This is a genomic window from Streptomyces viridochromogenes DSM 40736 (genome assembly GCF_000158955.1).
In the GTDB taxonomy this organism is placed as follows: domain Bacteria; phylum Actinomycetota; class Actinomycetes; order Streptomycetales; family Streptomycetaceae; genus Streptomyces; species Streptomyces venetus.
This window is the reverse complement of record NZ_GG657757.1, coordinates 6,406,254-6,417,658: the sequence shown is the minus strand read 5'-3', so window position 1 is coordinate 6,417,658 and position 11,405 is coordinate 6,406,254. Positions and strand designations below refer to the sequence as shown.

The following is an 11,405-nucleotide window of genomic DNA, read 5'->3' as shown; positions in this document are numbered from 1 at the left end:
CGCGCTGCCGTTCCCGGTCCCGGACGCGGCGGCGGCCGTGCGGCTCGCCGCCGAGCTGGAGGACCGGGTGGCCGGGGTGTACTCGGACCTGGTGCGCGCGGCGGGCGGCCCGCGGCGGTCCCTGGCCGCCGGGGCGCTGCGGGAGGCGGCGGTGCGGGCGGTGCGCTGGCGCGGCGAGAGCGTAGCCTTCCCTGGGCTCGTCGAGCGGGCGGGCACGGCTCCGCCCCGGGCGGCGCCCACGGCGTGACGCGCAGGGGCGGGCACGCACCGCGGACAGCACGAAGGGAACGACTCGCGCATGGTTTTCGAACCGCCGACGCGTCTGGTCAGGGCGCTCGGCGAGACGGCCCCGGACGGTGACGGCTGGCTGGAGAAGCTGGCCGAGGCGGCTCAGCAGGCCGTCGCGCTGCGCGAGTTGACCGTGGAGCGGGTGCAGGTGCCCGGCGGGCGCAGCAGCCTGGTCGTGCTGGTGCGCAGGGCCGACGGAACGCCCGCCGTGCTCAAGCTCGCGCCGGCCCGGGCCCGGCCGGAGGCGGAACGGGCCGCGCTCGCGCATTGGGGCGGGCGGGGTGCTGTTCAGTTGCTGGAACCCCTCGCGACCGAGGGTGTGCTGCTGCTGGAGCGGCTGCATCCGGATGTGTCGGTGCGGTCGCTGCCGGAGGCGAAGGCACTGCTGGAGGCGGCGGGGACGCTGCGGCGGCTGTGGGTCGAGCCGCCCGCCGACTTCCCCTTCGAGACGGTGGCCGAGCGGACCGGGCGGCAGGCCGAGGCCATGCGGGCGAGCGCGCAGAGCGACCCCGAGGTGGCCCAGCTGGTCGATCTGGCGCTCGGGGCGCGTACGGAGCTGCTGGCCGCGCCGCCCGACCACCGGCTGCTGCACGGCACGTTCCGGCAGAGCAAGGTGCTGTCCGGTGAGCGCATGCCGTGGCTCGCCGTGGGGCCCGACCCGGTGGTCGGCGAGTCGGCGTTCGATCTGGCCCGCCTCGTCCGCGACCGGGTGGAGGACCTGATCGCGCAGCCGTCCGGTGCCGCGACGACCCGGCGGCGGGTCAAACGGCTCGCGGAGTCGCTCGACGTGGACCAGGAACGGCTGCGGGGGTGGACGCTGTTCCGGGCCGTGGAATCGGGAGTGCGGGCTCGACGGGTGGGGCGGCCGCGGGACGCGGAGTTGCTCCTGGAGTTCGCCGGCTGGCTGTGAGGGTCCGGCTGTGGTGGTGCTCACGCCCGTACCGGTACGGGACACGGGCCCGAGACCGCGACGCGTGAGCCCGCGCGGAACACCGGGCGGGCTCACGCGTCGCGGTAGCGCCCGGGCGGGACGGACCCGCGCATGAGCGGAGCGTGACTCGCGGCTGGTGGCTGGCGGCTGGCGGCTGGCGGCTGGCGGCTGGCGGCTCACATGCGATCACACCGCGAGTCCGACGGAATCCCGCGACAACCGTTTCGCGAGCCGCACAGGCCCCGCGGCAGCCGCCCCGCAGCACCACACCGCGAACCGGACGACCCCCGCGACAACCCACCCCGCACCACCACACCGCGAAGCGGACAGCCCCGCGGCAGCCGCACCGCGACAACACACCACGAGCCGCACAGGCCCGCGACACTCACACCACGAGCCGGCAAGCGCGCGACAACACACCGCGAGTAGAAAGCAGGCCTGCGACATCGCACTGTGAGACGCCGCAGGCCAGGCTTCGCGGCGGCCGCCCGCAGGGTTACGCCGTGAGGCGGGCGACGGCCTCCTCGACCGTCAGTTCCTCGCGCTCGCCGGTGCGGCGGTCCTTCAGTTCCACCACGCCGTCGGCCGCGCGCCGGCCGGCCACCAGGATCTGCGGGACGCCGATCAGCTCGGAGTCGGTGAACTTGACGCCCGGGGAGACCCCGGCCCGGTCGTCGACCAGGACGCGGACGCCGGCCGCGGCCAGCTTCCCGGAGATGTCCAGGGCCAGTTCGGTCTGGAGGGCCTTGCCGGCGGCGACGACGTGGACGTCGGCCGGGGCGACCTCCTTGGGCCAGCACAGCCCCTTGTCGTCGGCGCTCTGCTCGGCGAGGGCGGCGACCGCACGCGAGACGCCGATGCCGTAGGAGCCCATGGTGACGCGGACCGGCTTGCCGTTCTGGCCGAGGACGTCGAGCTTGAGCGCGTCGGCGTACTTGCGGCCCAGCTGGAAGATGTGGCCGATCTCGATGGCCCGGTCGAGCACGAGGCCGGTGCCGCACTTCGGGCAGGGGTCGCCCTCCTGCACGACCACGACGTCGACGTACCGGTCGACCTCGAAGTCGCGGCCCACGACGACGTTCTTGGTGTGCGTGCCCGCCTTGTTGGCGCCGGTGATCCAGGCCGTGCCCGGGGCCACTCGCGGGTCGGCGATGTACGTGACCTTGTCCAGGCCCTGCGGACCGACGTAGCCGCGGACCAGGTCGGGACGGGCCGCGAAGTCCGTCTCGGTGACCAGCTCGACGGCCGCCGGGGCGAAGTGCGCCTCGACCTTGTCCATGTCGACCTCGCGGTCGCCGGGGACACCGACGGCGACGATCTCGCCGTCGACCTTGACGAGGAGGTTCTTCAGCGTGGCCGAGGCCGGGACGCCGAGGGAGGCGGCGAGGGTCTCGATGGTCGGGGTGTCCGGGGTCGGGATGTCCTCGGCGGCCGCCACGCCGGAGGCGTCGACGGGCTTCAGCTCGTAGGTGATCGCCTCGGTGTTGGCCGCGAAGTCGCAGTTCGGGCAGTCGGCGAAGGTGTCCTCGCCGGCCTCGGCCGGGGCGAGGAACTCCTCGGACTTGGAGCCGCCCATCGCGCCGGCCGTCGCGGCGCAGATGCGGTAGTCGAGGCCGAGGCGCGCGAAGATCTTCTGGTAGGCCTCGCGGTGCAGGGCGTAGGACTGGGCGAGGCCCTCGTCGTCGGTGTCGAAGGAGTAGGAGTCCTTCATCAGGAACTCGCGGCCGCGCAGGATGCCCGCGCGGGGGCGGGCCTCGTCGCGGTACTTGTTCTGGATCTGGTAGAGGATGACCGGCAGGTCCTTGTAGGAGGAGGCCTGGTCCTTCACCAGGAGGGTGAAGATCTCCTCGTGGGTCGGACCGAGGAGGTAGTCGCCGCCCTTGCGGTCCTGGAGGCGGAACAGCTCGGGGCCGTACTCCTCCCAGCGGCCGGTGGCCTCGTAGGGCTCGCGCGGCAGGATGGCGGGGAGCAGGACCTCCTGCGCGCCGACGGCGTCCATCTCCTCGCGGACGATCCGCTCGACGTTGGCCAGCACCTTCTTACCGAGGGGCAGCCAGCTCCAGATGCCGGCGGCGGTACGGCGTACATAGCCGGCGCGGACGAGGAGCTTGTGGCTGAGGACCTCGGCGTCCGCCGGGTCGTCGCGCAACGTCTTCGCCAACAACTGGGACATGCGCTGGACCGGTGCGTTCGCCATGGTTCCTCTGCTCCTGCTACGTGTGGGTGATGGCAGGAGGTTATCTGTGGGGTACGGGGCGGTGGAAATCGGTTAGCGGCGCAGCAGCGGAAGCGGAGCGCCCATCACGGCGTACGGCTTGGGGGCGCTCGGGAAGAGGACCTGGCGGGCGAGGTCCTGGTAGCCGAGGGAGCGGTAGAGGGCGCGGGCGGGGCTCGCGGTGTCGATCGCGGAGAGGATCGAGCGGGGTTCGGCGGCACCGTCGGTGATCGTGGTGATCAGGGAGCGGCCGATGCCGCGGTTCTGATGGCCGGGGTGGACGTGAAGTTCGGTGATCACGAAGGAGTCGTCAAGCCACTGGTCGTTACGGTTGGCTCTGAGGTACGGCTCCACGACGGTGGACCACCAGTGGGTGCGGTCGTTGGGCATCCCGTAGACGAACCCGACGAGGGTGCCGCCGACTGTCGCCCCGAGGGCGCGGGCGCCGGGGTAGGTCATGTGGCGCAGGACGATCTGACGGCGTACGGCTACTTCGTCGGGGCCTAGACCGAATGCCACGGCTTGGACTTCCAAGGCCTCGTCGACATGGGCGGAGAGGTCGAGGGGGCCGATCACCAGGTCCATGGCGGGGAGCCTACAGGGGGGTCCGGTTTGTCGTACGGGTGCCGGCCGCATGTGGTTGCCCGCGCAGTTCCCCGCGCCTCTCAGGGCGTTTCAGAACAGCACGCTCATGAAGGCTCCGACCTCTTGGAAGCCGACCCTTTGGTACGTCCTGCGGGCCGCCGTGTTGAAGTCGTTGACGTACAGGCTGGCGACCGGGGCGACGTCGGCCAGGGCGTAGCGCAGCACGGCCGCCATGCCGGGGGCGGCCAGGCCGGTGCCGCGGTACTCGGGGGCCACCCACACGCCCTGGATCTGGCAGGCACGGTCCGTCGCGGCGCCGATCTCGGCCTTGAAGACGACCTTGCCGTCGGCGTCGAAGCGGGCGAAGGCCCGGCCGGAGCCGACGAGTTCGGCGACGCGGGCCTGGTAGAGGAGGCCGCCGTCGCCGGCCAGTGGGGAGACGCCGACCTCCTCGGTGAACATGGCCACGCAGGCCGGCATGATCTTCTCCATCTCGTCCTTGCGGACGCGGCGGAGGTAGGGGTCCGGGGCGACGGTCTCGGCCTCGGGCAGCCGGTCGGCGACCATGAGCGGCTGGTGACGGCGGACCTCGCGGGCCGGGCCCCACTGGGGTTCCAGCAGCCGCCACAGGTCGGCGGTGGACTTGGCGGGGCCGACGATGGAGGAGCAGCGGCGGCCGGCCCGGCGGGCGCGGTCGGCGAAGGCGCGCACGGCGCGCGGGGTGGCGCAGATCGGGACCAGGTTGGCACCGGCGTAGCACAGGGACGTCAGCATGCCGTCCTCGTACCAGCCCCACATCTCTCCGCCGAGCCGCCACGGGTCGAGACCGGCGATCTGCACCCGTGACGTCACGAAGGCGTTCGCGACCGGCTCACGGTCGAGTACGGCGAGCGCGGCGTCCAGGTCGCTCGGTTCGAGGACCCGGGAGGTGGTCTGCGTCAACACGTGCGGGGCCCTCACACACTGGGGTCGGCTTGGTCTCCGCACTATAGCTGCGCTGCTCGGGTGGGGCGCCTTGGAGCTCGGGAGTGACCGTTTACCGGCGGGTGCGGGTGCGTTGTGGCTCGTCGCGCCCACGCGGCGGAGCCGCATACCGACAACAGCCCCGCGCCCCCAAGAAACGCGCAGTGCCCCGCGCCCCCGAAGAACACACAGGTCCCCGCGCCCCCGCCGATGACGTCAGCCGGCGACCGCCACCGACGGTTCGCCCGAGATCACGCCGTCCTTCTCCATCTGCTCGGCCAGCTTCATGGCCTCCTCGATGAGGGTCTCGACGATCTTCGACTCGGGGACGGTCTTGATGACCTCGCCCTTGACGAAGATCTGGCCCTTGCCGTTGCCGGAGGCGACGCCGAGGTCGGCCTCGCGGGCCTCGCCGGGGCCGTTGACGACGCAGCCCATGACGGCGACGCGGAGGGGGACGTCCATGCCCGTGAGGCCGGCGGTGACCTCTTCGGCGAGCTTGTAGACGTCGACCTGGGCGCGGCCGCAGGAGGGGCAGGAGACGATCTCGAGGCCGCGCTCCTTGAGGTTCAGCGACTCCAGGATCTGGATGCCGACCTTGACCTCCTCGGCCGGAGGCGCGGAGAGGGAGACGCGGATGGTGTCGCCGATGCCCTGCGAGAGGAGCGCGCCGAAGGCGACCGCCGACTTGATCGTGCCCTGGAACGCCGGGCCCGCCTCCGTGACGCCGAGGTGCAGCGGGTAGTCGCACTGCGCGGCGAGCTGCTTGTAGGCCTCGATCATCACGACCGGGTCGTTGTGCTTGACGGAGATCTTGATGTCCCGGAAGTCGTGCTCCTCGAAGAGGGACGCCTCCCACAGGGCGGACTCGACCAGGGCCTCGGGGGTGGCCTTGCCGTACTTCTGGAGGAGGCGCCTGTCGAGGGAGCCGGCGTTGACGCCGATCCGGATGGGGGTGCCGTGGTCCCGGGCCGCCTTGGCGATCTCCTTGACCTTGTCGTCGAACTGCTTGATGTTGCCCGGGTTGACCCGGACCGCGGCGCAGCCCGCCTCGATGGCGGCGAAGACGTACTTGGGCTGGAAGTGGATGTCGGCGATGACCGGGATCTGCGACTTGCGGGCGATGGTCGAGAGGGCGTCGGCGTCGTCCTGCGTCGGGCAGGCGACCCGGACGATCTGGCAGCCGGACGCGGTGAGTTCGGCGATCTGCTGGAGGGTGGCGCCGATGTCGGAGGTGCGGGTCGTCGTCATCGACTGCACCGAGACGGGGGCGTCTCCGCCGACCGCCACGGGTCCGACCTGGATCTGCCGGCTCTTCCGGCGCTCGGCGAGCTTGGTCGGAACGGACGGCATGCCGAGAGAAATCGCAGTCATCTGCTGTGCAACCCCAAGTCGTGGATCAAGGTCCGGTCCCGTGAGCAGCGGGCTCCGGGCTCCGAGATTACGGCACATGCCTCGGCCCGGGCACATCCCGCCCGCACAGCCACCCGATGGGAGGCGGCCCGGCACGGAGTGTGCCGGGCCGCCGTGAACTCCGTCTGACTAGGAGATTCGCACCGGGTTCACCACGTCCGCGATCAGCACCAGGATCGTGAAGCAGATGAAGATCCCGGCGACCACGTACGCCACCGGCATGAGCTTCGCCACGTCGAAGGGGCCGGGGTCAGGCCGGCGCAGCACCTTGGCGATGGCGCGGCGCAGCGACTCCCACAGGGCACCCGCGATGTGACCGCCGTCGAGCGGCAGCAGCGGGAGCATGTTGAACAGGAACAGGGAGAGGTTGAAGCCCGCGACCAGCATGAGGGCCATGGCCAGCTGCTGGGTGGGCGGGATGTCCAGTGTGAAGATCTCGCCGCCGACGCGGGCCGCGCCGACCACGCCCATCGGGGAGTCGGCCTCGCGCGGGGCGCCGTCGAAGGCCGCGTTCCACAGGGCCGGGATCTTGCCGGGGAGGTCGGCGAGGGAGTCGACGGCGTCACCGATCCGGTCGCCCATCCAGGTCACGGACTCGCCGAAGTCCTGCTTGACCACGCCCGTGGCGGCGCTGAAGCCGAGGAAGCCGGCCTGGACGTACTGCCCCTGGACGATCTGTCCGCCGGAGTCCTTCTTGGCGACCTGGTTGGTGGCGATCTTCGCGTGCAGGGTGACGTCCTGGCCCTTGCGCTCGACGACGATCGGCACCTCCTTGCCGGGCGTGGCGCGGATGAGGTCGGAGAGCTTGTTCCAGTCGTCGGTCTTCACGCCGTCGAAGGAGACGATCTTGTCGCCCGCCTTGAGGCCGGCCGCCGCGGCCGGGGAGGGCGCGTCGCCCTTCTCGCACTTGTCGCGGTTCTCGCTCTGGGCGATGACGCACTGGGAGACGGAGCTGACCGTGTTGGTCTGCTGGGTGATGCCGAAGCCCATCAGGATGGAGAGGAACAGGGCCACGGCCAGGACCAGGTTCATGAAGGGGCCCGCGAACATCACGATCACGCGCTTCCAGGGCGCGCGCGTGTAGAACATGCGCTTCTCGTCGCCCGGCCCGAGTTCCTCGTAGGCGGCGGAGCGGGCGTCCTCGATCATGCCGCGCCACGGCGAGGTGGAGCGGGCCTCCAGCCGGCCGTCGGGGCCGGGCGGGAACATGCCGATCATGCGGATGTAGCCGCCGAACGGGATGGCCTTGACGCCGTACTCGGTCTCGCCCTTCTTGCGGGACCAGATGGTCGGGCCGAAGCCGACCATGTACTGCGGCACGCGGATGCCGAAGAGCTTGGCGAACGACAGGTGTCCCAGCTCGTGCCACGCGATCGAGAACAGCAGGCCGACCGCGAAGAGGACTATGCCGAGGATGAACATCAGGGTCGTCATGCACGGGCCTCCGCCGTCTGTGCCGCCAGTTCCCGGGCCCGGGTCCGCGCCCAGGTCTCCGCTTCGAGGACGTCCGACACGGTGAGTGAGGTTCCCGAACGCGGGGTGCCGTGTTCCTCGACGACCCGCGTCACGGTCTCCATGATGCCGTTGAACGGCAGGCCCCCCTGGCGGAACGCCTCCACGCACTCCTCGTTGGCCGCGTTGAACACCGCCGGGGCGGTGCCCGCGAGCTCGCCGACGTGCCGGGCGAGGTTCACCGACGGGAAGGCCTCGTTGTCGAGCGGGAAGAACTCCCAGGTCGAGGCCTTGCTCCAGTCGAAGGTGGGCGCCGCGTCGGGCACGCGTTCGGGCCAGCCGAGGCCGATGGCGATGGGCCCGCGCATGTCGGGCGGGGTCGCCTGGGCCAGTGTCGATCCATCCGTGAACTCAACCATCGAGTGGACATACGACTGGGGATGCACGACGACCTCAATGCGGTCGAAGGGAATGTCGTAGAGCAGGTGCGCCTCGATGACCTCCAGGCCCTTGTTGACGAGGGTCGCGGAGTTGATCGTGATGACCGGGCCCATGGCCCAGGTGGGGTGTGCGAGGGCGTCCTCGACGGTCACGCTCGCGAGCTCGGCCTTGGTGCGGCCGCGGAAGGGGCCGCCGGAGGCGGTGACGACCAGCTTGCGGACGTCGGCGCGGGTGCCGGCGGCCAGGGCCTGGAAGAGGGCGGCGTGCTCGGAGTCGACCGGGATGATCTGCCCGGGCTTGGCGAGGGCCTTGACCAGCGGGCCGCCCACGATGAGCGACTCCTTGTTGGCGAGCGCGAGGGTGCGGCCCGCCTCCAGGGCGGCCAGGGTCGGGGCGAGACCGATGGAGCCCGTGATGCCGTTCAGGACGGTGTGGCAGTCGGACGCCGCCAGCCGGGTGGCCGCGTCCGGGCCGGCGAGGATCTCGGGGAGCGGCTCGCCCGTACCGTACTGCGCGGTGAGCGCCTCGCGCAGGGCCGGTACGACGTCCTCGCGGGCGACCGCGACCGTGCCCGCCCGCAGGCGGTACGCCTGCTCGGCGAGGAGGGCGACCCGGCCGCCGTTGGCCGACAGGCCGGTGACCCGGAAACGGTCGGGGTTGCGCAGCACGAGGTCGATGGCCTGGGTGCCGATGGACCCGGTGGAGCCGAGGATCACCACGTCCTTCGGGCCGTCGCCCGCCACGGGGTCGTAGACGAGGTGCGGGTCGGCGAGGGGGGCTGGACTGTCGCTCATTCCTCCATTGTTGCCGTAAGGCCGGCGTGTGCGGACAGCGCATCCCCTTCGTGGGGGCGCGCGCCGTGTCGGCCCGCGCCCCGTGAAGGGTTACCGGATCGGCCGGTGCACGTTCTCCCGCTGGGATGGTCCCGGTGTCGCGTCGGCGATCCAGGGGCCGTCGCCCGACGGGTCGATGATGCCCTGCTCCAGCCACTCGTAGGTGCCGGAGAGGACGCCCTTGACGACCTTGCGGTCGAGGTCGTCGGTGTTGGCCCACAGGCGGTTGAAGAGTTCCTCGACGCGGATCCGGGCCTGGCGGCAGAAGACGTCGGCGAGCTGGTAGGCCTCGCGGCCGTGGTCACCCTGGCTGCGCAGGTGTTCGGCGCGTACACAGGCCGCGCTCATGGCGAACAGTTCCGCCCCGATGTCGACGATCCGCCCGAGGAAGCCCTGCTTGGACTCCATCCGGCCCTGCCAGCGGGACATGCCGTAGAAGGTGGAGCGGGCCAGCTTGCGGGCGGTGCGTTCGACGTAGCGCAGGTGCCCGGAGAGGTCCACGTCGTGTTTGAACTGGCCGTAGGAGGTGGGGAGCTGGCCCGGTCCCGCGACCAGTCTGGGGAGCCACTTGGCGTAGAAGGCGCCCGCGTTCGCACCGGCCTTGGCCTTGTCGCCCAGGGACTTGCCGGGGTCGATGAGGTCCCCGGCGACCGTCAGGTGGGCGTCGACGGCCTCACGGGCGATGAGGAGGTGCATGATCTCGGTGGAGCCCTCGAAGATGCGGTTGATGCGCAGGTCGCGCAGCAGTTGCTCGGCGGGGACCCCGCGCTCGCCGCGCGCCCGGAGGGACTCGGCCGTCTCGAAGCCGCGGCCGCCGCGGATCTGGACGAGCTCGTCGGCCATCGTCCAGGCCATCTCCGAGGCGTACAGCTTGGCCAGGGCGCCTTCGATGCGGATGTCGTTGCGGTTCTCGTCGGCCATCTGCGAGGCGAGGTCCGTCACGGCCTCCAGGGCGAAGGTGGTCGCCGCGATGAAGGAGATCTTGGAGCCGACCGCCTCGTGGTGCGCGACGGGCTTGCCCCACTGCTCGCGGGCGGCCGACCACTCCCGGGCGATCTTCAGGCACCACTTGCCGGCCGCGACGCAGGACGCGGGCAGGGAGAGCCGCCCGGTGTTCAGCGTGGTCAGGGCGATCTTCAGGCCCTGGCCCTCCTCGCCGACGCGGTTGGCGGCGGGGACGCGGACCTGATGGAAGCGGGTGACGCCGTTCTCGATGCCCCGCAGGCCCATGAAGGCGTTGCGGTTCTCGACGGTGACTCCGGGCGCGTTGGTCTCCACGATGAAGGCCGTGATGCCGCCCCGGTGGCCCTCGCTCTTCGGCACCCGGGCCATGACGACCAGCAGGTCGGCGACGACGCCGTTGGTGGTCCACAGCTTCACCCCGTCGAGGACGTAGTCGTCCCCGTCGGGCACGGCGGTGGTGGCGAGGCGGGCCGGGTCGGAGCCGACGTCGGGCTCGGTGAGCAGGAAGGCGCTGATGTCCGTGCGGGCGCAGCGCGGCAGGAAGCGTTCTTTCTGCTCCTCGGTGCCGAACAGTTTCAGCGGCTGCGGCACGCCGATCGACTGGTGTGCGGAGAGCAGCACGCCGATCGCGGGGCTGGCGGAGCCCACCAGCCCGAGGGCCTTGTTGTAGTACACCTGTGTGAGGCCGAGCCCGCCGTGCTTGGTGCCGATCTTCATGCCGAAGGCGCCGAGTTCCTTCAGCCCGTCGATCACCTCGTCGGGGATCCGGGCCTCGCGCTCGATGAGGGCTCCGTCGACCTTCGTCTCGACGAAGTCGCGGAGCTTGGCGAGGAACTCCTCGCCACGCTGGGCCGCCTCGTCCTCCGGGACGGGGTGGGGGTGGATGAGGTCGAGCCGGAAGCGGCCGAGGAACAGCTCCTTGGCGAAGCTGGGCTTGCGCCAGTGCTGTTCCCGGGCGGCCTCCGCCACCTCACGGGCCTCCCGCTCGGTGACGGCGGGACGGGATGAGGGAGTGGTGGAAGCGGACATGAGGGTCACCTCGCCGCATCTAGGTTTATTGAGGACTGTACGTTACCGACCAGTGCTACTGGATCGTTGGTACCCGAAACCGGACGCCCCCACCAGTCCTCGCGCGTCCGTTCGGCGGAAGGGACGGTCCGCGTCCGGACTTGTCGGGCGACCGACGACGGTGTTGCATCGGGGTGCCGATCCGGAGTCCGGCCGCCTCTCCGGAAATAGGTATCGAAGCGCTTCGACAACCTATGGACACCCACCCCCGCTGGGGCTACTGTCGAACCACCCTCACCCGCCCATATCAGCA

9 protein-coding genes are annotated in these 11,405 nt (G+C 71.1%); 2 read left to right on the top strand and 7 right to left on the bottom strand.

What is annotated here, in order from left to right; genetic code table 11:
• Together SSQG_RS28410 and SSQG_RS28405 are read left to right on the top strand one after the other, a co-directional pair.
• Nucleotides 1-247 (top strand): DUF4439 domain-containing protein (locus tag SSQG_RS28410; protein WP_039933793.1); only part of this gene is annotated, 247 nt, incomplete at its 5' end.
• 51 nt (nt 248-298) lie between these two features.
• Nucleotides 299-1,198, top strand: a complete 900-nt coding sequence (locus SSQG_RS28405; RefSeq protein WP_003993353.1) for an aminoglycoside phosphotransferase family protein — start codon at nt 299-301, stop codon at nt 1,196-1,198.
• Nucleotides 1,199-1,715: 517 nt separating this feature from the next.
• Here the strand turns inward: SSQG_RS28405 and SSQG_RS28400 are convergent.
• From SSQG_RS28400 to SSQG_RS28370, 7 genes are all read right to left on the bottom strand, one after another.
• Nucleotides 1,716-3,416, bottom strand: coding sequence for a proline--tRNA ligase (locus SSQG_RS28400; protein ID WP_003993352.1), 1,701 nt, complete (start codon nt 3,414-3,416; stop codon nt 1,716-1,718).
• A 72-nt stretch (nt 3,417-3,488) separates the two neighbouring features.
• On the bottom strand, nt 3,489-4,019 hold the full coding sequence (locus tag SSQG_RS28395; protein ID WP_039933792.1) for a GNAT family N-acetyltransferase: 531 nt from the start codon (nt 4,017-4,019) through the stop codon (nt 3,489-3,491).
• Nucleotides 4,020-4,109: 90 nt separating this feature from the next.
• The gene (locus tag SSQG_RS28390) at nt 4,110-4,964 is read right to left on the bottom strand and encodes a GNAT family N-acetyltransferase (RefSeq protein WP_039933791.1); all 855 of its coding nucleotides are present in this window, start codon (nt 4,962-4,964) and stop codon (nt 4,110-4,112) included.
• A gap of 234 nt (nt 4,965-5,198) precedes the next feature.
• Nucleotides 5,199-6,356, bottom strand: coding sequence for a flavodoxin-dependent (E)-4-hydroxy-3-methylbut-2-enyl-diphosphate synthase (gene ispG, locus SSQG_RS28385; RefSeq protein WP_003993347.1), 1,158 nt, complete (start codon nt 6,354-6,356; stop codon nt 5,199-5,201).
• Between the two features lie 168 nt (nt 6,357-6,524).
• On the bottom strand, nt 6,525-7,817 hold the full coding sequence (locus SSQG_RS28380) for a M50 family metallopeptidase (RefSeq protein WP_003993346.1): 1,293 nt from the start codon (nt 7,815-7,817) through the stop codon (nt 6,525-6,527).
• 8 nt (nt 7,818-7,825) lie between these two features.
• A complete protein-coding gene (dxr, locus tag SSQG_RS28375; protein WP_003993345.1) occupies nt 7,826-9,082 on the bottom strand; it encodes a 1-deoxy-D-xylulose-5-phosphate reductoisomerase in 1,257 nt (418 codons plus the stop codon).
• A gap of 90 nt (nt 9,083-9,172) precedes the next feature.
• Nucleotides 9,173-11,113, bottom strand: a complete 1,941-nt coding sequence (locus SSQG_RS28370; RefSeq protein WP_039933788.1) for an acyl-CoA dehydrogenase family protein — start codon at nt 11,111-11,113, stop codon at nt 9,173-9,175.
• Nucleotides 11,114-11,405 lie beyond the last annotated feature (292 nt).

Excerpts from the sequence above, each read along its gene's own strand:
- SSQG_RS28405 (WP_003993353.1), top strand. The coding sequence starts at position 299 with ATGGTTTTCGAACCGCCGACGCGTCTGGTCAGGGCGCTCGGCGAGACG.
- SSQG_RS28400 (WP_003993352.1), bottom strand. The coding sequence starts at position 3,416 with ATGGCGAACGCACCGGTCCAGCGCATGTCCCAGTTGTTGGCGAAGACG.
- SSQG_RS28395 (WP_039933792.1), bottom strand. The coding sequence starts at position 4,019 with ATGGACCTGGTGATCGGCCCCCTCGACCTCTCCGCCCATGTCGACGAG.
- ispG (WP_003993347.1), bottom strand. The coding sequence starts at position 6,356 with ATGACTGCGATTTCTCTCGGCATGCCGTCCGTTCCGACCAAGCTCGCC.
- SSQG_RS28380 (WP_003993346.1), bottom strand. The coding sequence starts at position 7,817 with ATGTTCATCCTCGGCATAGTCCTCTTCGCGGTCGGCCTGCTGTTCTCG.
- dxr (WP_003993345.1), bottom strand. The coding sequence starts at position 9,082 with ATGAGCGACAGTCCAGCCCCCCTCGCCGACCCGCACCTCGTCTACGAC.
- SSQG_RS28370 (WP_039933788.1), bottom strand. The coding sequence starts at position 11,113 with ATGTCCGCTTCCACCACTCCCTCATCCCGTCCCGCCGTCACCGAGCGG.